We start from the raw sequence: 18,776 nt of genomic DNA on the forward strand, positions 1-18,776 counted from the left end.
AAAAACAGGCGCACAAGCCACACTTGTTGCTGCATTGTTTCGGAACCATGTTCCGTTAAAAGTCGATGAAAGGTACCGATTCAGCGGCTAAAAAGGGCGTATTCGGGCAAACAAAAACACGAAATCTCCGAGTTTGGAGATGGCCTGAGTGAACGGCGAAAGCAGAGAAACCGGCCGGGGCGGCCGGCCCGGTCAGGCAGCCTGCGCGACCGGCTCGTGCGCCAGCGCCATCACCTCGTGCGGCGGGCGCGTCTTCATGCGATGGTCGCTCCAGACCTGCCGCCAGCGGCGCGCGCCGGGCAGGCCGTTGCGCAGGCCCAGCATGTGGCGCGCGATCGACGACCATTGCGTGCCGTGCTCGGCCGCCTCGCGAACCATGTAGTCGCACATCAGCGACTCCACCTCTTCGCGCGTCAGCGGCTGCGGTACGGCGCCGAAGAATTCGGCGTCCCACTCGGCCAGCCACCAGGGGTTGTGATACGCCTCCCGCCCGACCATCACGCCATCGAGCAGGCGCAGGTGTTCATGCACTTGTTCGTTGACGGAAATGCCGCCGTTGATGGAGAACTTCAGGTGGGGAAAGTCGTGCTTCAGCCGATGCACCAGCGCGTAGCGCAACGGCGGGATCTCGCGGTTCTGCTTCGGGCTCAGGCCCTGCAGCCACGCATTGCGCGCATGGACGATGAAGGTATCGCACCCCGCTTCGCTCACCTGCCCTACGAAGTCGCGCACGAACTCATAGCGCTCGATCTTGTCGATGCCGATGCGGTGCTTGACCGTGACGGGCACGCTCACCACATCGACCATCGCCTTCACGCAATCGGCCACCAACTGCGGCTCGTTCATGAGGCAGGCGCCGAACGCACCGCGCTGCACGCGCTCGCTCGGGCAGCCGCAGTTGAGGTTGATCTCGTCGTAGCCCCATTCCTCGCCGAGCTTGGCGCAGTGCGCGAGGTCGGCCGGCTCGCTGCCACCGAGCTGCAGCGCCACGGGGTGTTCTTCGGCGTTGAAGCGAAGGTGGCGGGGCACGTCGCCATGCACCAGTGCGCCGGTCGTCACCATCTCGGTGTAGAGCAGCGCGTGGCGGGACATCAGGCGGTGGAAGTACCGGCAATGACGGTCCGTCCAGTCCATCATCGGGGCAACGGAGATGACCTTCTCTTCCAAAACGCGTGATCCTGTGGTGTCGACATCGGCCCGGACATCGGGCAGAGAAGGCGGCGATTTTCTCACGCGGCCAGCGCGAGCGCCTCGGTCAACTGCTCGACCGTATAGGGCTTGCGCAGCCAGGCGGTTCCCGCCATTGGCTTCGCGGGTTGCGCCTGCCCGGTCACGAAGATCACGGGCACGCGGTAGTCGCGCAGCAGCCGCTCGGCCAGGTCGTGTCCCGACAGCGCGGGCAGGCCGATGTCCACCATCACCACATCGAAGGCGCCCTCGAAGAAGCGCGAGATCGCGGCCTCGGCGCTTTTGACGCCCGTGGCCCAGTGCCCCAGAGCCTCGAGCAGTTTCAGGGTGGCAGCGAGCGTGTCGGCGTCGTCCTCCACGAGCAGTACACGAAGCTTGGGTGGCGGGGCATTTGTCATTGCGTGACATTTTTCCAGACAACAAGGCCTGCTGCAGCCACCTGGGCCCACCACCCTACAGGGATGTACGACAGATGGCGGCGTTGTCTTACTCGGCGCCGGGAGTCCGTCCCGACAATGACTTCCTCGGCCGAGACAAGCCGATGGACCGCACCTCGCTTTCGTACACAACAATGACCCGCATCTATCTCATAGAAGACAACCCTCTGATCGCGACGACGCTGACCGACGGGCTGCAAGAATTTTCCGAATGCGATGTCATCGGCACCGCAACCACTTCCGATGAAGCCATCGACTGGCTCAAGGCCAACCCCGGCGAATGGGATGCGGCGGTGATCGATGTATTTCTCGCCAAGGGCAACGGCCTGACCGTGGCGCAATACCTGAAAGACAACAAGCTGCCCGAGCAGCGCACCGTGGTGCTCATGAACTATGCGACCTCGGAGGTGCGCGAAGGCGCGCTGTCGGCGGGGGTCGACGCGGTGTTCGACAAGTCGCTGCAACTGGAGGCCTTCTACGACTTCTGCGCGAAGCTGAACATCACGCCCCGGCGCTGACACAATCGGCCGCGTGCCGCTCTTCAAACACTGCCTTTCCCTTGCAACCACCCTTGCAAGCACTCTTGCACTGACGCTCACGCCGGCCCTCGCGCACGCGGGCGACCCGCTGCTCCTCGTCACTTCGCCTGCCGCCCTGCAAGCCGCCGAAAAATCCGGCGCCAGCTTCGCCCACTGGATCGGCGATGCGCCCGCGTCCCCCGATGGCATCGCCACCAACCAGTCCTTGATGCGCTCCGCGGCCTGGCAATCCATCGCCACGCCGCTCGGCGAAAGCCTCGCGCGCATCCAGCGCACGGACAAGCAGGCCGGCGTCGGCATCTCGCGCTATCCGCACCGGCTGTTCGATGCGCGCTGGCTCGCGAGCCCCGATGCTTTTTTCGAACTCGTCGGCGTGGCCAACCGCATGGACCGCCGGCCTTTCCAGAACGGCGCATGCGGCGAGACGCGGCTCGTGTACCGGCTCGCGTATCGCACCGCCGCGATGCAGTCGCGCCTGCCGATGACCATCAACGTGGAACTGCGCGGCGACGCACCGGATGCAACCGGCAGTTGCGCTGCCGCCGCGCGGCTCTGGCAGCCGCCGCAGCCTTCGATGAAGGACGAGGCGCTCGGCCGCTGGCTGGTGTCGGCAGAAGGTCCGCTCGCACCGCAGCGACTCGCACCCGCGCGCATCGCGCAGGTCACCACCAACCTGCAGAGCGTGCGCTGGCCTTCCGCGGTGCGGCCCGATCTCGGTGGCCATGCCGAGTACATGCTGCGCGCCTTCCGATGGAATGCCGGCACCAAGCGCTTCGACGTGGCACCGCTCGAGAACACGCCCGATGTCGCGCGCCTCAAGGCCAATGCGCCACTGCGCAAGGAACTTCAGCAGTGGCTGCAGCAGCCCGCCAACCTGCGCGCGCTGGACGAAGCAACCGTGCAGATCCCCGAAAAATTCCTCGCGACTGAATCGATCTCGGTCGCACCGCGCGGCCTTGCGCGCCTTGCGAACCGGCCGTTCGCGCAGGTCTTCTCGCCCGGCGAGTGGCAGGCCGTTCCCGACAGCCGCACGCTGCAATCGCCGCAGGCCGTGCTGCGCCGGCTCGACGATCTGAGCTGCGCGGGTTGCCACCAGAGTCGCGCGGTCGCGGGCTTTCATCTGCTGGGCATCGACCGGCGCGGCGCATCGCGCACCTTCACGACGGGCAACGCACTCGCCCTGCCGCACTCGCCGCACTTGCAGGACGAACTGGCGCGTCGCGGCACGTACGTGCACGCCGCGCTGTCGACGCCGCAGCCCGATCCGTTCCGGCCGCTCGCCGAACCGGATGTCGCGAACGCCGCGCCGGCGAGAGCCACCGTCGGCGCAAGCTGCGAACCCACACGCATCACGCAGTCCGCCAACCCGTGGCTGGACCGCGCCGAGAAGCTGCCGCGCGTCGCCTGCGAAGGCGTGCTCTCCGTGTGCGAGAAAACCTCCGTTGGCTTCCCCGGCGGCATGTGCTCGGGGCCGTGCGATCCGCTCGACAAGAACGGCACCTGCGGCGGCATCGCCGTCCTCAGCGACTTCAACCAGTGCCTCGCCGCGAACAAGCCTTTCGGCGAGTGCCTCGCCAAACACACGCGCCCCGGCAACCTGCGCAGTTGCTCGGCGCAACAGCCCTGCCGCGACGACTACATCTGCGCGCAGGCCGAAGGCCAGCCTGAAGGGCGCGGCGCGTGCATTCCGCCCTACTTCCTTTTCCAGATGCGAGTGGATGGCCACTCCTGAAAACCGCGCACTCGTTCGATTCACTCGTTCGATGCAGGCCGCATCAGGTACGCGCACACTGCGGCGATCGCCCCCAGCACCGCGACATAAATCCCCACCGGCACGATGCTCGAATACTTCGCGACCAGCGTTGCCGCGATGATCGGCGCCAGCCCGCCGCCGATGGCCGCCGCAAACTGGATGCCGATGGAAATGCCCGAGTAGCGCAGCTCTGCCGGAAACTGCGCCGCATACAGGTTCGACTGCGGCGCGAACATCAGCGCATAGTTGATCGACAGCGCCACCACCATTGCCACCGTGTACGCCGTGAGCGATCCGCTGCCGATGGCTTGGAACAGCGGCACCGCCATGAGGGCCAGCAGCACCCCGCCGAACACATAGAGCCGCCGCGCGCCCACCTTGTCCGCGAGCCAGCCGCTGGCCGGAATGGTGAAGACCATCACCACCGAGCCCGCAATCAGCGCGTGCAGCGCATCGGCCCGCGAGAACCCGAGGCGGCTCGTCGCATACGAGATCGAGAACACCAGGATCGTGTAGATCAGCGTCACCTCGGCCAGCTTGCCGCCGATGGTCAGCAGCAACGGCCTCCAATGCGCCACCACGACTTCGCGCGCCGGCAGCACCGCCGTCTTCCGGTGCACCTTCACCTGCATGAACTCGGGCGACTCCTCCACCTTCATGCGGATGAAAACGCCCAGCACGATCAGCACCGCGCTCGCCAGGAACGGCAGCCGCCAGCCCCAGCTCAGAAAGCTCGCCTCGGGCAGTTGCGTCACCAGCGCGAAGGCGCCCGAGGACAGCAGCACGCAGATGGGTGCGCCCATCTGCGGCATGCTGCCCACCAGCGAGCGCCACTTGGGCGGCGCATGCTCCACGGCCATCAGCATCGCGCCGCCGAGCTCGCCGCCGAACGACAAGCCCTGCCCGATGCGCAGCAGCACCAGCAGCACCGCGGCCCAGAGGCCGATCGATTCATAGGTGGGCAACAGGCCGATCAGCACGGTGCAGATGCCCATCATCAACAGGCTCAGCGTGAGCATCGACTTGCGCCCCAGACGGTCGCCGAAATGCCCGAAGACGATGCCGCCCAGCGGCCGCGCCAGCATGCCGCTCGCGAAGGTGCCGAACGCGGCCAGCGTGCCGACGGTCGGGTCGAAGTTGGGGAAAAAGAGCTTGTTGAACACCAGCGCCGCGGCGGTCCCGTAGGCCAGGAAGTCGAAGGCCTCGATGGCCGTGCCGACCATGGTAGCGGCGCCGATCTTCCACACGCTCTGGCGCTTCATCTCCACGGCAGCGCCCTGCAGACTCGAGGATGGCGAAGCGATGCTGCTCATGGCTGCTCCCCGGTGATCTGCCTTGCGAACATCGCGAAGCTGGCATTGACGATGCTCCGCTGCAGCAGGAAGTCGTGCGACTCCTTCGCCAGCACCGGGTCTACCAGCTTGAGCCGACCGTAGGCCGACTGCGCGATCAGCTGGTTGCGCGCCGCGCGCTCGATGAGCACCGACATGTAAAGCGATTCCTCGATGCTCTGCGTTGCGGCGAGGAAGCCGTGATTGGCGAGCAGCACGCAGCGCTTCTTACCCAGCGCGGCCGAGATGATTTCGCCCTCCACATCCGCAATCGGCAGGCCGGGCCATTCGGCGAGGAACGCGCAGTCGTCGAAGAACGGCGTGGCATCCATGTGCGCGATCTGCAGCGGCTCGCCGGTCATCGACAGGGCCGACACATACGGTGGATGCGTGTGCATCACGCAGTTCACATCGGGCCTTCGCCTGTAGACCCAGAGGTGGAAACGCACAGCAGGGTTCGGCACGCCGCTGCCTTCGAGCACGCGCAGCGAATCGTCGATGCGCATCACCGATTGCGGGCGAATCTCGCTGAAGGCGTGCGCGAGCGGCGTCGTGAGAAAGGTGCCGTCGGCCTGCCGCACCGTGACCTGCCCGGCCAATGTTTCGGAGTGCCCTTCCTTGGCCAGGATGCGGCAACTGAGCGCGAGCTTTTCAGCCTCGCTCCACTGGCCGTAGCTGAGTCCGTCGAGTGACGGCGCGGGGTTGTCGTGGGTTGTTGTGCTCGTATCGCTCACGCTGTGGCTCCTTTGCATTGACGTGAGAGTCAATGTAAGAAGCAAGGCGCTGCTTTCTCTTGTGCGTGCGCGCACGCGGGTTGACCCGGCGTGCCAACCGGCGGGGTCAGGTCGCCGGATCGAGCACCAGCTGCGTCTGCGTGACGACGCTGCAGAGCTTGCCCTCCGAATTCGTGATCGAGGTCTGCCAGACCATCGTGGTGCGCCCGCGATGCAGCGCCACGCAGGTGCCCGTCACTGTGCTGCCCAGCCGCGCGCCGGCAATGAACTTGGTGCTCGAATCGGTGGTCGTCGTGCGCTTGCCGCCCGAGAGGTTCACGAGCGTGCCGACCGCGCCCAGCGTGTCGGCAAAGGCCATCGAGGCGCCGCCGTGCAGGATGCCGCCGGCCGTGCAGAGGTCTTGCCGCACCTCCATTTCCGCCACCACGCGGTCGGGCTCCAGCACCGTCACGCGGATGCCCATGAGGCCGGGAAAGATTCCGGCGAACAGCTTCTGGATGTCTGCAATCTCGACCATCGATGTCTCCTTCGATCTGCCTGGGGTTCGACAGCCTAGTGGAAAGTCTTGATCGTTGCGAGCCACCACCGCACCTAGACTGCGGTCCGCTTGGCACGAAGCGTGCGGGCCAACCGCAGGAGCCCACCATGCACCACGACAACACCGCATCCGAACTGAGCTTTGCGCCCCGCTTCCGCCCGTTCTATGCGGGCGACGTGCAGGGCTACTCCAGCGCGCTCGATTCGCTGGTCTACCCGGGCGAGCTCAGCGTGCAGGACAGCAACCCGCGCATGAGCCTGGAAGCCTGCCGGCTCGTGGGCGGCGGCCTCGCCATCAGCTTCACCTCGACGCCTCTCGCGGTGCGGCACGACAGCGCGCTAGCCTCGCCCAGCGGCTCGGGCGACGTGCTGGCCATGATCGCCGTGGAGGGCGAAGGCACCATCGACCAGGGCGGCCGGCGCATGCCCTTCCGCCGGGGTGACATCACGTTCCGCACCACGCGGCTGCCTTCGGTCTGCACGCTCGCGACGCCCGGCAAGCTGGTGATGCTGCGCGTGCCGGCGGCCCGGTTCTTCGGCATCCATGCGGACCTGCACGAGCGCTTCGTGCCTTCCATCGCAGCGGCCGATTCGCGACTGGCCGAGGCCGCGCGCACGCACATGGGCCATGTGTTCCCCGGCCCGGTGCAGGGCACGGCGGCACTCGCGTATTTCGCGGAGCAGTCCTTCGTCTCGCTGCTGGCGGCCACGTATTGCGAATCGTGCGAGTCGATGGACGACGACGTGGCCGAAGGCAAGCGCCGCGAGCGCGACCGCTGGCAGCGGCTCGTGGCCTACATCGAGGCGCACCTGGGCGATGCGGAGCTGTCGGCCGATGCGGTCTCGAAAGAGCTGGGCATTTCGAAGCGGCTCACGCACCGCCTCTTCGAGATGCAGCGCACGCAGTACGGCGCATACCTGAAGGCGCGCCGCCTGGAGCGCGCGAGGGAAGAGCTCGCGAACCGCAGGCTCGATCACCTGAGCGTTTCGGAGATTGCGTTCCGCAACGGCTTTGGCGATGCGAGCCATTTCAGCCGCTGTTTCAGGAGCCAGTTCGGAGTCCCGCCGGGGGCCTGGCGCAAGTCGCCGGATTGAGGGTCAGCAGGGAATCCTGAAAATATCGCTTGCAACTAGATCGCATGCGATCTAATATTCGGCCCATGCCTTCCAAGCGCCCCGCCGCCCCACCCGCCGAAGCCCCCGCGACCAATCCGCTGGCGCTCGACGAGCAGCTCTGCTTCGCCGTGTATTCGACGATGCTGAGCCTCAACAAGGTGTACCGCGGCCTGCTGCGCGACCTGGACCTGACCTACCTGCAGTACCTCGTCATGCTCGTGCTGTGGGAGAAAGATTCGGTCAACGTCTCCGAAATCTGCAAGCGCCTCGCGCTCGAAACCACAACCCTCACGCCCTTGCTCAAGCGCCTCGAGGCGCGCGGACTCATCCAGCGCGTGCGCTCGGCTTCGGACGAGCGCCAGGTCATCGTGTCGCTCACCACCGAAGGCCGGGCCATGCACAAGAAGGCCCGCGCGTTGCCGGCCTGCGTGGCCGAAGCGATGGCGCTGGAGCCCCAGGACATCGGCAACCTGCGCGACCAGCTGCTCGCACTGCGCTCGAACCTCGACAGGAACGCGTGATGGCTTGCCGCACCCGCCTTCCTGTTTTCTCAAGCCATTTATATCGCATACGATATTAATACATGCGATCTGAATTCAACCCTCCTCCTACCTCCGCCCTCTCCCCTACGTCATCGAAAGAACGCACCATGTCCGCCAACAGCCTGAGCAATTCCACCGCCACCCGCCGCAGCCTGCTGCTCGGTGGCGCCTCCGTTGCAGCCGGCGCCCTCGTGGGCACCGGCTTCTCGTCCGCGGCATCCGCCGCTTCCACCGCCGCGCCGAAAGCCGGCGCGGTTCCCACCTCTTCACTCAAAGGAAAGCAGACCATGAGCAACATCATCACGACCAAGGACGGCACACAGCTCTACTTCAAGGACTGGGGCCCCAGCACCGGCCAGCCCGTCGTGTTCAGCCACGGCTGGCCACTCAATTCCGACAGCTGGGAATCGCAGATGCTCTTCCTCGCCTCGCAGGGCTATCGCACCGTCGCGCACGACCGCCGCGGCCACGGCCGCTCGAGCCAGCCCTGGAACGGCAACGACATGGACACCTACGCCGACGACCTCGCCACGGTCATCGAGACGCTGGACCTGAAGAACGCGATCCTGGTCGGCTTCTCCACCGGCGGCGGCGAAGTGGCGCGCTACATCGGCCGCCACGGCACCAAGCGCGTCGCCAAGGCCGCGCTCATCTCGGCCGTGCCGCCGCAGATGCTGAAGACCGCCGCCAACCCCGGCGGCCTGCCCATCGAAGTGTTCGACGGCCTGCGCGCCGCCCAACTGGCCAACCGCTCGCAGTTCTACAAGGACGTGCCCTCGGGCCCCTTCTTCGGCTTCAACCGTCCGGGCGCCAAGGTGTCGCAGGGCCTCATCGATTCGTGGTGGGCGCAGGGCATGCTCGGCGGCCACAAGAACACCTACGACTCGATCAAGGCGTTCTCGGAAACCGACTTCACCGAAGACCTGAAGAAGTTCGACGTGCCCACGCTCATCATCCACGGCGACGACGACCAGATCGTGCCGATCGGCGCCGCGGGCCTGGCCTCGGCCAAGCTGGTGAAGAACAACAAGCTCATCGTGTACCCCGGCGCGCCGCACGGCCTGACCGACACGCACAAGGACAAGTTCAACGCCGACCTGCTGGCGTTCGTGAAATCCTGATCGAACGCTAGGCGATCCACCGGGCTCTCTTGGTTTTTCGGGCACAGCACGAAGAACTGAGAGGCCCGGGTTGGGTGGAGCTCGACGCCATCACACCGACGTGAGGCTGCAGAGCGTGTAGCGCGCGCTTCGCTTGCCCCTCCTTCTTGCTCCCTCTCCCCTCGGGGAGAGGGTTGGGGTGAGGGAGCGGCCTTCGCATCACGCGCCGCGCTTCATCGAACGCGCCACCCTCACCCTAGCCCTCTCCCCCAGGGGAGAGGGAACAACACTTCAGCTCTCCTCGTACCACCTGTCCTTCGCCAACATCACCCGGTGATGCCCATGCCCCGACGGCATCATCGGAAAGCAGTTCTCCTGCGCCGCGACCTGCACGTCGAGAAAGAACGGCCCTTCGCTCGCGAGGCACTCGGCCAGCGCGGCTTCGAGTTCGGCAGGGTCCGACACCCGCCGCGCCCCCCAGCCAAACGCCTTCGCCAGCGCCACGAAATCCGGCAGTGCCTCGTTCCAGCTATGACTCAGCCGGTTGCCGTGGTTCAGCTCCTGCCACTGCCGCACCATGCCCATGTAGCCGTTGTTGCACAGCACCAGCTTCACCGGCGTGCGGTGTTGCACCGCAGTCGACAGCTCCTGGATGTTCATGAGCACCGACGCATCGCCGCTCACGCACACGCACAGCGCATCGGGGTGGCCGATCTGCGCGCCGATGGCGGCGGGCAATCCGTAGCCCATCGTGCCCGCACCGCCCGAGGTCAGCCAGTGCCGCGGGCTGTCGAAGCGCAGGTACTGCGCGGCCCACATCTGGTGCTGGCCCACATCGGTCGAGACGATCGCGTCGCGCCCGCTCCGGCCGATGGCCTGCTGCAGCGACGACACCAGTTGCTGCGGCAAGATTGCATCCGCGCGCGGCTCGAACTTCAAGCAGTCTTCGGCCCGCCAACGCTCGATGCGCGCCCACCACGGCGCCAGCCGCTCGGGTGCAAAGCCCTCTTCGGGCAGCAGCGCCAGCACCGCATCGAGGATCGCCGCGCAGTCGCCCACCATCGGCACATCGACCTGCACGACCTTGTTGATGCTCGTGGGGTCGATGTCGATGTGGATCTTTCGCGCATGCGGGCAGAACTCGTCGAGCTTGCCGGTCACGCGGTCGTCGAAGCGCGCGCCGACGCACACCACGAGGTCGGCCTCGTGCATCGCGAGGTTCGCCTCCAGGTTGCCGTGCATGCCCAGCATGCCGATGAACTTCGCATCCGACGCGGGGAAGGCACCGAGCCCCATCAGCGTCAGCGTGCAGGGCGCGTGCAGTCGGTTCACCAGTTGCGTGAAGGCCTCGCAGGCCGCGGGCCCCGAGTTGATGAGCCCGCCACCGCCATAGAGCACCGGCCGGCGCGCGGTCGAGAGCAAGTCGGCCGCGCGCTGCAGCATCGCCTTCGGCGGCAGCGCCGCCCGGCTCGTGCGCAACGGGCGCAATGGCTTCGAAGCGCCACCCTGGCCCAGGCGCATCAACTGGATGTCCTTCGGCACGTCGAGCAGCACCGGCCCCGGCCGGCCCGTCGATGCGATTTCGAGCGCGCGCCGCACCAGCGCCGGCACATCGTCGGCCGCGCGCACCTGCTGGTTCCACTTGGTCACCGAGCGCGACATGCCGAGCGCATCGCTCTCCTGAAAAGCCTGCGTGCCGATCACCGCCGTGGCCACCTGCCCGCTGATGCACAGCACCGGCACCGAATCGCTCATGGCATCGAGCAGCCCCGTGATCGTGTTGCCCACCCCAGGCCCCGAGGTGACCAGCACCACGCCGACCCGCCCCGTGCTGCGCGCATAGCCCTCGGCCGCATGCACCGCGGCCTGCTCGTGGCGCACCAGCACATGGCGCAGCCGCGGCTCGCCATGCAGCGCGTCGTACAGCGGCAGCGCGGCGCCGCCGGGGTAGCCGAAGATCGTGTCGACGCCGCACTCGACCAGCGTATCGAGCAGGGCCTCCGCCCCGTTGCGCACGCGGGGCGGCGCTTCGGGGTGAAGGGACAAGGAGGCCGTGAGGGGCAGAACGTTTGGATCAAGCAATCTCATGCCGTCAATTCTTCCGTTATTGATGCAGAATTTGCTTCATTCTTTTGGCTCTTTTGGTCCATTTTATGAAAACCAATCGGAAAACAGCAACTTCTGAAGAAGGATCTTTCGACAAGATCGACATGGCCATCCTCCGCGTGCTGCTGCTCGACTCGCGCAAGACCCTGCAGGAAATCGGCACCGAGGTCGGCCTGTCGCCCACCAGTTGCTGGACGCGCATCAAGAAGCTGGAGGCGCAGGGCGTCATCAAGCGCTATACCGTCGACGTCGATCCGGCCAAGCTCGGCTATCACGATTCGGTGATCGTGCAGGTCACGCTCGAGAGCCACACCGACGAAACCCTCTACGACTTCGGCCGCGTGCTCGCGACCATTCCCGAGATCCAGGAGGCGTACCTCGTCTCGGGCGACTACGACTACTACATCCGCATCGCCGTGCGCGACACGCGCGACTACGAGCGGCTGCTGCGCGAAAAGCTCTACAAGATTCCCGGCATCCGGCACAGCAAATCGCACTTCGTGCTGCGGGTGCTGAAGGAGACCAGCGTGCCTGTCATCTGACGGTGCGAACATCGCGCTCCACTGAACTCCCCCGCCCAAAGGATCTTCGGATGTTCGATTTCTTCAAGAAGAAAAAGCCGCCGGCCCCGGCTGCGGCGCTCGTCGAAACAGGCCCCGCCGTTCCCCTGCCCCTAGCCGGACGCAAGGGACATGTAGGCGCCATCGAGGCGGTGACGCTCGACGGCACGATGTACTTCTTCGGCTTCGACTTCAGCAGCGACCTCGTGCTGTCGCCCCTCATCGCCGACATCGACCTCGCGGCGCGCTTCGCGAGCCAGCACATGGAGCAGCGCGACGGCACGCACGACGAGGCCTACTGGCGCGAACTGGCAGGCTACGCCGTCGACGGCTCCGAGCTTTCTTCCGCGCCGGAAAGCCGCACCTTCAGCACCGAGTCGCTGGCCGCGACCGTCGCGAGCCTCGCGCGCGTGCGCCGCGAAGGCACGGTAGAGCCCGGCTTCGCCATCGGGTATCACCTGCGCTATCTGCTCGGCACCGCAGGCGCATGGGACGCCTGGGAAGACGCCGACGAATGGATCGACGCCATCAGTGGCAAGCGGCCGCTGGCCGAAGGCGAGACGTTGCCCGATATCGCCGACCGCCTGCAGGCGCACCTGAACGCGCTGGTCGATGCTGCGCCGGGGAACTGGGCTACGAAGTTCGCGGTGCTGAAGGCTTGATCCAGCTCAAAGCCGCACCAACTCCACCCGCCGGTTCTTCGCCCGCCCCGCCTCGTTGTCATTCGGCGCCACCGGCTCGGCCGCACCCGCGCCGCGCGTGGTGAAGCGCCGCGGGTCCACACCCGCCTTCACCAGCACCCCGATCACCGCGACTGCGCGGCGCTTGGACAAGTCGTCGTTGTGCTTCGCCTCGCCCTGCGCATCGGTGTGCCCCACCACCGACAGCTTCAGCGGCGGGTTGTTGCGCATGAGCTTGGTCATCTCGTCCAGCGTGGGCTGCGACTCGGGGCGGATCACGTCCTTGTCCAGGTCGAACAGGATGCCGTAGAGGTTGATGCGCCCCGTCTCGGCCAAGCTCTTCTGCATGGCCGAGGCGTCGACGAACACGATCTTGTCGCCCTCCATCGCCTTGGCTTCCACCACGCGCACGAAGGCGTGGCTGCCGACATCGGCGTTGTGCTCGGCCAGCGCGATGCTCGCGTACACGGTGCCGGTGGGGCCGGTTTTCTTCGCGAGCAGGTAACGCCCGCTCACCGAAAAGTAGTTGCGCACGTAGTCGCCGCTCTTGCCCAGGCGCGGCCATTCGGGGTCGTCGAAGGCGAGCGCAAAGTCGTAAGGCGTGTTGGTGTCCACGCTGTTGGGGCGCTTCTGGTAGCAGGAGGCGTTGGCGGTGCCGCAGGTGAAGAGCACATCGAAGCCCTTGGCCTTCAGGCTCGCCTCGTAGTTGCGCTGCACTTCGAGGAGCGAGCGCCCGGCCGGCAGCTTGTAGTGATAGAGCGAAATCTTGCCCTCGAGCTTCAGCAGATCGGGCTTGCCGCCGCCCCAGTTCTGGAACGGCTCCTTGATGAGCCCGACCTCGTCGTAGGCCGTGACCTTGGTGCCGTCGAGCACCGCGCCTTCATAACGGCCGACGAGCGGGTGGTCTTTCTCGGGCGGCGCGGCGGCGAAGGCGGCCGTGCAAAAAAGCGCGGCCGTTGCAGCGAGGAAGGCGAGCTGTTTCATCGGAAACGTCGAAAGGACGTAAGAAGCGGCGACGCCCGGAATGCTAGGACGGGCACGAGCCGTTGTGCATTCGACGGACGGCCTATGCCGTGAGCCGTGAGCAGTCGGTCGAGGCACCGGCTCTGCGGGCACGACGCGGCGGCGGCTGACAAACGCATGAGGCCAGATGTCGCTTACTGATTCGCAGGGCGCCGGTGCATCGCGTGGTGAGTCACGCGCTCACCTGAGCGAGCCAGTCCACACAGGAGATTCCCGCATGTCGGCAGCGACACACAAAGCGATTCTGGAAAAGGCCAACGCGGCCATCGAGAAAGGCGACTACGAAGGGTTCCTCGCGCACTGCACCGAGGACACGGAATGGACCTTCGTCGGCGACCGAACGCTCAGCGGCAAACAAGCCGTTCGCGAGTGGATGGCGACGGCCTACACCGAGCCACCCAAGTTCGACGTCCATCACTTGATCGCCGAGGGCGACATCGTCACGGCGCTGGGCGAGATCACGCTGAAGGACGAAGCGGGCAAGGAAACGCGCCACGCTTACTGCGATGTGTGGCGCTTTCGTGAAAGCAAGATGGCCGGGCTGCATGCGTTCGTCATCGAAGGGGCGTTGCAGGGCGGGGGCGCTGCTTAGGCGCTGAATGCCCCCTGCCCGCGCCGCCGCCGAGACCAACGCCCGATCAGTGCATCTCGGCCAGCGCCTCCTTGACACCCTGCTCCTGCAGCGGCGTGTCCCCGCCCTCCAGATGCAGCGCGGCATGCGACGGTACAGGCGTCGCGCAGTCCTTGTGGATCACGCCGTCCTTCATGACCAGTTGCACCTTGGCCGGGTCCGTCAGCAACGACAGGTCTTGCAGCGGATCGCCGTCGATGAGGACGATGTCGGCAAGAAAGCCCGCCTTCAATTGCCCCAGCTCATCGGGCCGCAACATGATCTCGCCGCCCAGGCGCGTTGCCGCCATCAACGCCTCCTTGGGCGTCATGCCGATGTAGTCGACGAAGTACTGAAGGTCGTTGGCATTGGTGCCGTGCGGCATCCATGCAAAGCCGTAGTCGCCGCCCGGCAGGATGCGGATGCCGCGCTTGTGCATCTCGCGCAATGAGGCCGATGCGATCTCCAGCTCGCGCTTGTAGCCCATCTGCGTCGCCACGGCCTCGGTGATGCCGTACTCGGCCGCGTGGTAGGTCGTGCGAATCAGCCAGCCGATGCCGGGCGCGACGAAGTGCTTGTCTTTCGCGGCCTCGAGCATGTCGAGCGCCTCCTCGTCCGCAAAGCTCGCGTGGTAGACCATCTCGATGCCGTGGCGCACGCACTGCTTGACTGATTCGCTCGACCGCGCGTGGGCCGCCATGCGCTTGCCGTAGCGCTTGGCCTCCTGCGCGAGCATGGCGACTTCGTCTTCGGCAAAGGGCGACATCTCGGCCGGCAAGCCCGCGATGTATTCGCCCGACAGGTTGATCTTCAGATGGTCGACCCCGTACTTGATGAAGGTGCGCGCGGACCTGCGGATTTCTTCGGGTCCGCTGCACACGCTGCCGAAGCTCAGCTCCTCGAACTTCATGTGCGGCAGCGTGTTGTCGCCCAGCGCGCCGATGGTGGTGATCTCCTGGCTGCCCGCAAGGTAGCGCGGCCCCGGGAACTCGCCCGCGTCGATGGCATTGCGCAGCACCACGTCCAGCCGCGGCTTGGCCGCCGCCGCGCCGATGGCCGATGTCCACCCCATGTCGAGGTAGCGCTTGGCCACGCGCACGCACCAGAGCATGTGTTCCTCGGGCGGCATGAACTGGATGGCCGCGAGCGAGGGCTGGTCGTTCCACGAGAAATGCGTGTGGGCCTCGGTCATGCCCGGCATGAGAAAGCGGCCCTTGCCATCGATCACGCGCGCGTCGTCGGTGCTCACGCGCCGGGGGAAGCGCGCCACCTCGACGATGCGTTTTCCCTCGACCAGAAGGTCGCCGGCGTAGGCCTCCTCGCCCGAGCCGTCGAAGATGCGGACATTGGTGAATGCAATACGGGTCATCGTTGTCTCCTCCGGCGTTTGGTGGCCGGCAATGGGTTATCGAAATCGGCAGGGGTGTCGTCTCAACGAAGCGCCGCGTAGAAGGCTTCGAGCGCCTGCATGCAGCGCTGCGGTTGCTCGAAGGTGGTCCAGTGGCCGCATCCTTCGAGCACGACGAGGCGGCTGCCGGCGATGCGTGCCTGCATCGCCTGGACGTTGGCCACCGGGGCCACGCCGTCCTGGTCGCCGGTGACCAGGAGCGTCGGCACATCGAGGCGTTCGAGCGCGGCCGATTGCGCATCGGCCAGCGCCGCGCAACTTTGCGCATAGCCTTCGGGCGGCTGGCGCATCACGCCCTCGCGCACCAGGGCGAGCACCGCCGGCTGCTGCTCCTTCGTCTGCGTGCTCGTCGCGCCCTTCACGATCGCATCGGCGATCTCCTGCATGGCAGCCGCGCCGCCGCGTGCAGCGTTGGCACGCGCCGCGATGTTGGGACGCGCCGCATCCGGCGGCGCCGCCAGCGGGCCGAACAGCGCCAGCGATTTCACGGCGCCGGGGCTCCGCACCGCGAGGTGCTGCGCGACGATGGTTCCGAGCGAATGCGCCATCACATGCACCGATGCAATGTCGAGTGCCGAGAGCAGCCGCAGCATCGCATCGACGTAACCATCGATCGACAAGGCCGCGCCATCGGCCGGCAGCGGTGACCGCGCGCTCCCCGGCAGGTCGGGCCTGATGCGACGAAAAGCGCCAAGCGCTGGCAACACAGGCGTCCAGTTGTTCGACGATCCGCCCAGCCCGTGGATGCACAGCAGCGCTTCGCCCTCGCCATCGACCTCGACAGTCAGGCCGTTCAAAACTTGAGTCGTCATGTGCGGCCCCTTCAAACGAACTTGTTCTCGATGGCGCCCAGCCGGTCGATCTCGACCCGCACCACGTCGCCGGCACGCAGGTAGCGCGGCGGGTTCATGCCCATGCCCACGCCGGCCGGCGTGCCCGTGGCGATGACATCGCCGGGGTAAAGCGTGATGCCGCGCGAGATCGTCTCGATGAGCGTGGGAATGTCGAAGATCATGTTCTCGGTCGGCCCGTCCTGGCGCAGTTCACCGTTGACCCAGCAACGCACCCGCGTCCTGGTGCCGTCGAACTCGTCGGCCGTCACGATCCACGGGCCCATCGGGCAGAAGGTGTCGAACGACTTGCCCAGGTCCCATTGCCCGTGGCGCATCTGCACGTCACGCGCCGTCACGTCGTTGACCACCGTGTAGCCGAACACATGCGACATCGCCGCGTCGCGCGCGATGTTCTTGCCGCCCTTGCCGATGACCACGGCCAGTTCGGCCTCGTAGTCGATCTGCGCCGACACGTCCGCGGGAACCAGCACCTCGTCATGCGGCCCGACGACGCACTCGGGCACCTTGGTGAACACGATGGGCCATTCGTCGGTCTTGGCGGCGTTGTCCTTGAAGACCGATGCCGACAGCTCCTTGGCATGCGCGTGGTAGTTGCGGCCCACGCACCAGAGGTTGCGCCGCGGCTTGGGCAGCGGTGCATCGAGCACCACTTCGCGCAAGTCGACTGCGGGCCCCGATGCCTCCGGAAGCGATCCGCCCCTGGCGAGAATTTCGATCAGCGTCAGCACGCCGCTGTCTGCCTGCTCCGGCGTGAGCTGCAGTGGCGTGACGGTCTTGCCGTCGGCGGAAACGAGGCCGACCTTGCGGTGGCCCTCGCTCGTGAAAGTGGCGATTCGCATGAAGGTTTGCTCCTGTGTTTTAGCGATGCGCCAACTTTAGAAATCGCGGGCCGGCGGCGCTTATCGGCCGATCCAGCGGCGTATCGAATCGTCTGGTGTGCTTCTAAGGACTTACCCGATGCGCTGCCCGAGCCGGCGCCGTGCGGGAGAACAATCGGCCGACCCGAAACCAACCCGATGAAGCGCGCACAGATGCAGGAAGCCTATGCACTCCACGAAGGCGCGTTCGGCACCGCGATCGTCCTGGAGGCGAGCGCCAACCTGGTGGCGCACGCGCACTCCGAAACACAGCTCGCCCTCTGGCTGGGCGGCGCGCGGGCCTGCGCGCACGTCGGCACCGAAGTCGTCGGCTACAGCGAAAGCGTGGCGCTCGGCGTCAACGCGTTCGAGGCGCACGACATGGTTCGCCTGGAGGACAACGGATCGAGCCTGTTCATCGTCTTCATGATCAAGAAGGACTGGCTCGACGAACTCGGCCTGGCGAAGGACCGGAGCTTTCGCTTTCCGTCACCGCGCGTGCCCATCGGCGATGCGCTGCGGCGTTCGTGCTGGCGGGTGCTGGATCTGATGATCTCCACCGGTGCGGCACGCGAGCACATCGACAAAGAGGTCGAGCGGCTGCTCGAAGCGGCCATCGCCGCTTCCGCCACGGGCGGCGATGCGGCGCCGGTGGCTGGCGGCATCGGTGTGACGCTCGATCACCGATTGCGCGCCGCCATCGCGCACATGCGAGCGCATGTTTCCGAGAAGACCACGATCGATGAAATCGCCGCCAAGGTCGGCCTCTCGCGCGCGCATTTCTTCGCGCTGTTCCGCGATCAGCTGCACACGACGCCGCAGGTGTTCTGGAGCGGCGTGCGCGTCGAGGAGGCGATGCGCAGGGTGAGCGATGGCGGCAAGCTCACCGACGTTGCACTCGACCTCGGGTTCTCGGCCCCGGGAAATTTCTCGCGCTTCTTCAAGGAGCACACGGGGATTTCGCCTTCGATCTTCAAGCGCGCCACGCGCGCGCCTTCGCCGGTCACTGTCACTGGGATACCGCGGGAGAGCCGGTCTTCCTAGCGCTGTTGCGGGCTTTGGAAACGTGTGCGGCTGATCGAGGCCGCGATTGCGATTGAAGTTCATTGCGTACTTGTGAACGGACGGCTGATCGGTTGAGCCGCGCGCATCGAATATCGGCCACGCACAGCGATGAAGCGAGCGAGCAAACGAAACCTGCGCGATCCGCGACTTACTAGCGGATTCAGTTTCCCCGCCCGCGCTGTCTCTCTCTAAAGTGGACGCCCCTGTCGCTCGGCGACGGACTGTATGGAGCAATGAAGGCGCTGACACGACGCGCTTTTTTGAAGGATGACCGCTTCGCCTCGCGGCGGGCCATCGGTGCCATGCGCACTCGATGGAAAACGCGAGGCACAAAAG

19 protein-coding genes are annotated in these 18,776 nt (G+C 66.1%); 9 read left to right on the forward strand and 10 right to left on the reverse strand.

What is annotated here, in order from left to right:
- Positions 1–192: 192 nt before the first annotated feature.
- Both dusA and QF040_RS10675 read right to left on the reverse strand, forming a co-directional pair.
- A complete protein-coding gene (gene dusA / locus QF040_RS10670) occupies positions 193–1,167 on the reverse strand; it encodes a tRNA dihydrouridine(20/20a) synthase DusA (RefSeq protein ID WP_429610990.1) in 975 nt (324 codons plus the stop codon).
- A gap of 62 nt (positions 1,168–1,229) precedes the next feature.
- The gene (locus QF040_RS10675; protein WP_429610991.1) at positions 1,230–1,586 is read right to left on the reverse strand and encodes a response regulator; all 357 of its coding nucleotides are present in this window, start codon (positions 1,584–1,586) and stop codon (positions 1,230–1,232) included.
- A gap of 143 nt (positions 1,587–1,729) precedes the next feature.
- On the opposite strand from QF040_RS10675, the gene QF040_RS10680 reads away from it, so the two are divergent.
- Together QF040_RS10680 and QF040_RS10685 are read left to right on the forward strand one after the other, a co-directional pair.
- Positions 1,730–2,143 (forward strand): response regulator, encoded by a 414-nt coding sequence (locus QF040_RS10680; protein ID WP_307607488.1) that lies wholly within the window; start codon positions 1,730–1,732, stop codon positions 2,141–2,143.
- 13 nt (positions 2,144–2,156) lie between these two features.
- On the forward strand, positions 2,157–3,896 hold the full coding sequence (locus tag QF040_RS10685; protein WP_429610992.1) for a hypothetical protein: 1,740 nt from the start codon (positions 2,157–2,159) through the stop codon (positions 3,894–3,896).
- Positions 3,897–3,916: 20 nt separating this feature from the next.
- Here the strand turns inward: QF040_RS10685 and QF040_RS10690 are convergent, their stop codons facing one another.
- From QF040_RS10690 to QF040_RS10700, 3 genes are all read right to left on the reverse strand, one after another.
- Entirely contained in the window at positions 3,917–5,230 is a 1,314-nt protein-coding gene (locus tag QF040_RS10690; protein WP_429610993.1) for an MFS transporter, read from the reverse strand.
- Positions 5,227–5,982, reverse strand: coding sequence for an aldolase (locus QF040_RS10695; protein ID WP_429610994.1), 756 nt, complete (start codon positions 5,980–5,982; stop codon positions 5,227–5,229). The genes QF040_RS10690 and QF040_RS10695 overlap by 4 nt, the downstream gene beginning before the upstream one ends.
- A 106-nt stretch (positions 5,983–6,088) precedes the next feature.
- Positions 6,089–6,499 (reverse strand): PaaI family thioesterase, encoded by a 411-nt coding sequence (locus tag QF040_RS10700; RefSeq protein WP_429610995.1) that lies wholly within the window; start codon positions 6,497–6,499, stop codon positions 6,089–6,091.
- A gap of 128 nt (positions 6,500–6,627) precedes the next feature.
- Between QF040_RS10700 and QF040_RS10705 the strand changes: the two genes are divergently transcribed.
- The 3 genes from QF040_RS10705 (at position 6,628) to QF040_RS10715 (ending at position 9,298) form a co-directional block, all read left to right on the forward strand.
- Positions 6,628–7,614 carry a helix-turn-helix domain-containing protein gene (locus tag QF040_RS10705; RefSeq protein ID WP_429610996.1) on the forward strand — a complete coding sequence of 329 codons (987 nt, stop codon included), beginning with the start codon at positions 6,628–6,630 and terminating at the stop codon, positions 7,612–7,614.
- Positions 7,615–7,679: 65 nt separating this feature from the next.
- Positions 7,680–8,156: a MarR family winged helix-turn-helix transcriptional regulator gene (locus QF040_RS10710; protein ID WP_306878464.1), complete on the forward strand. Its 477-nt coding sequence runs from the start codon at positions 7,680–7,682 to the stop codon at positions 8,154–8,156.
- 128 nt (positions 8,157–8,284) lie between these two features.
- Positions 8,285–9,298 (forward strand): alpha/beta fold hydrolase, encoded by a 1,014-nt coding sequence (locus tag QF040_RS10715; protein ID WP_429610997.1) that lies wholly within the window; start codon positions 8,285–8,287, stop codon positions 9,296–9,298.
- A 270-nt stretch (positions 9,299–9,568) separates the two neighbouring features.
- On the opposite strand, the gene ilvB is transcribed toward QF040_RS10715, so the two are convergent.
- Entirely contained in the window at positions 9,569–11,365 is a 1,797-nt protein-coding gene (ilvB, locus tag QF040_RS10720) for a biosynthetic-type acetolactate synthase large subunit (protein WP_429610998.1), read from the reverse strand.
- A gap of 65 nt (positions 11,366–11,430) precedes the next feature.
- Here ilvB and QF040_RS10725 point away from each other — a divergent pair, with 65 nt between their 5' ends.
- Together QF040_RS10725 and QF040_RS10730 are read left to right on the forward strand one after the other, a co-directional pair.
- Positions 11,431–11,925: an Lrp/AsnC family transcriptional regulator gene (locus tag QF040_RS10725; RefSeq protein ID WP_307683785.1), complete on the forward strand. Its 495-nt coding sequence runs from the start codon at positions 11,431–11,433 to the stop codon at positions 11,923–11,925.
- A 50-nt stretch (positions 11,926–11,975) separates the two neighbouring features.
- Positions 11,976–12,605 (forward strand): hypothetical protein, encoded by a 630-nt coding sequence (locus tag QF040_RS10730; protein ID WP_429610999.1) that lies wholly within the window; start codon positions 11,976–11,978, stop codon positions 12,603–12,605.
- A gap of 6 nt (positions 12,606–12,611) precedes the next feature.
- On the opposite strand, the gene QF040_RS10735 is transcribed toward QF040_RS10730, so the two are convergent.
- Positions 12,612–13,607, reverse strand: a complete 996-nt coding sequence (locus QF040_RS10735) for an OmpA family protein (protein ID WP_429611000.1) — start codon at positions 13,605–13,607, stop codon at positions 12,612–12,614.
- Between the two features lie 256 nt (positions 13,608–13,863).
- Here QF040_RS10735 and QF040_RS10740 point away from each other — a divergent pair, with 256 nt between their 5' ends.
- On the forward strand, positions 13,864–14,238 hold the full coding sequence (locus QF040_RS10740) for a nuclear transport factor 2 family protein (protein ID WP_429611001.1): 375 nt from the start codon (positions 13,864–13,866) through the stop codon (positions 14,236–14,238).
- A gap of 46 nt (positions 14,239–14,284) precedes the next feature.
- Here QF040_RS10740 and QF040_RS10745 read toward each other — a convergent pair whose 3' ends face one another.
- The 3 genes from QF040_RS10745 to QF040_RS10755 all read right to left on the reverse strand — a co-directional run bounded on the left by QF040_RS10745 (position 14,285) and on the right by QF040_RS10755 (position 17,357).
- Entirely contained in the window at positions 14,285–15,625 is a 1,341-nt protein-coding gene (locus tag QF040_RS10745) for an amidohydrolase family protein (protein ID WP_429611002.1), read from the reverse strand.
- A 62-nt stretch (positions 15,626–15,687) separates the two neighbouring features.
- Entirely contained in the window at positions 15,688–16,476 is a 789-nt protein-coding gene (locus tag QF040_RS10750) for an alpha/beta fold hydrolase (protein ID WP_429611003.1), read from the reverse strand.
- 11 nt (positions 16,477–16,487) lie between these two features.
- Entirely contained in the window at positions 16,488–17,357 is an 870-nt protein-coding gene (locus QF040_RS10755) for a fumarylacetoacetate hydrolase family protein (protein WP_429611004.1), read from the reverse strand.
- Positions 17,358–17,549: 192 nt separating this feature from the next.
- Between QF040_RS10755 and QF040_RS10760 the strand changes: the two genes are divergently transcribed.
- The gene (locus tag QF040_RS10760) at positions 17,550–18,419 is read left to right on the forward strand and encodes a helix-turn-helix domain-containing protein (protein WP_307644546.1); all 870 of its coding nucleotides are present in this window, start codon (positions 17,550–17,552) and stop codon (positions 18,417–18,419) included.
- Positions 18,420–18,776 lie beyond the last annotated feature (357 nt).

The sequence above is a fragment of the Variovorax sp. W2I14 genome, assembly GCF_050435205.1.
Taxonomy (GTDB): domain Bacteria; phylum Pseudomonadota; class Gammaproteobacteria; order Burkholderiales; family Burkholderiaceae_C; genus Variovorax; species Variovorax paradoxus_C.

What these genes read in the sequence shown, in the direction of transcription:
- QF040_RS10710 (WP_306878464.1), top strand. Translation starts at nt 7,680, where the DNA reads ATGCCTTCCAAGCGCCCCGCCGCCCCACCCGCCGAAGCCCCCGCGACC.
- QF040_RS10700 (WP_429610995.1), bottom strand. Translation starts at nt 6,499, where the DNA reads ATGGTCGAGATTGCAGACATCCAGAAGCTGTTCGCCGGAATCTTTCCC.
- ilvB (WP_429610998.1), bottom strand. Translation starts at nt 11,365, where the DNA reads ATGAGATTGCTTGATCCAAACGTTCTGCCCCTCACGGCCTCCTTGTCC.
- QF040_RS10705 (WP_429610996.1), top strand. Translation starts at nt 6,628, where the DNA reads ATGCACCACGACAACACCGCATCCGAACTGAGCTTTGCGCCCCGCTTC.
- QF040_RS10675 (WP_429610991.1), bottom strand. Translation starts at nt 1,586, where the DNA reads ATGACAAATGCCCCGCCACCCAAGCTTCGTGTACTGCTCGTGGAGGAC.
- QF040_RS10750 (WP_429611003.1), bottom strand. Translation starts at nt 16,476, where the DNA reads ATGACGACTCAAGTTTTGAACGGCCTGACTGTCGAGGTCGATGGCGAG.
- QF040_RS10760 (WP_307644546.1), top strand. Translation starts at nt 17,550, where the DNA reads ATGCAGGAAGCCTATGCACTCCACGAAGGCGCGTTCGGCACCGCGATC.
- QF040_RS10740 (WP_429611001.1), top strand. Translation starts at nt 13,864, where the DNA reads ATGTCGGCAGCGACACACAAAGCGATTCTGGAAAAGGCCAACGCGGCC.
- QF040_RS10680 (WP_307607488.1), top strand. Translation starts at nt 1,730, where the DNA reads ATGGACCGCACCTCGCTTTCGTACACAACAATGACCCGCATCTATCTC.
- QF040_RS10755 (WP_429611004.1), bottom strand. Translation starts at nt 17,357, where the DNA reads ATGCGAATCGCCACTTTCACGAGCGAGGGCCACCGCAAGGTCGGCCTC.
- QF040_RS10730 (WP_429610999.1), top strand. Translation starts at nt 11,976, where the DNA reads ATGTTCGATTTCTTCAAGAAGAAAAAGCCGCCGGCCCCGGCTGCGGCG.
- QF040_RS10690 (WP_429610993.1), bottom strand. Translation starts at nt 5,230, where the DNA reads ATGAGCAGCATCGCTTCGCCATCCTCGAGTCTGCAGGGCGCTGCCGTG.
- QF040_RS10715 (WP_429610997.1), top strand. Translation starts at nt 8,285, where the DNA reads ATGTCCGCCAACAGCCTGAGCAATTCCACCGCCACCCGCCGCAGCCTG.
- QF040_RS10735 (WP_429611000.1), bottom strand. Translation starts at nt 13,607, where the DNA reads ATGAAACAGCTCGCCTTCCTCGCTGCAACGGCCGCGCTTTTTTGCACG.
- QF040_RS10745 (WP_429611002.1), bottom strand. Translation starts at nt 15,625, where the DNA reads ATGACCCGTATTGCATTCACCAATGTCCGCATCTTCGACGGCTCGGGC.
- QF040_RS10725 (WP_307683785.1), top strand. Translation starts at nt 11,431, where the DNA reads ATGAAAACCAATCGGAAAACAGCAACTTCTGAAGAAGGATCTTTCGAC.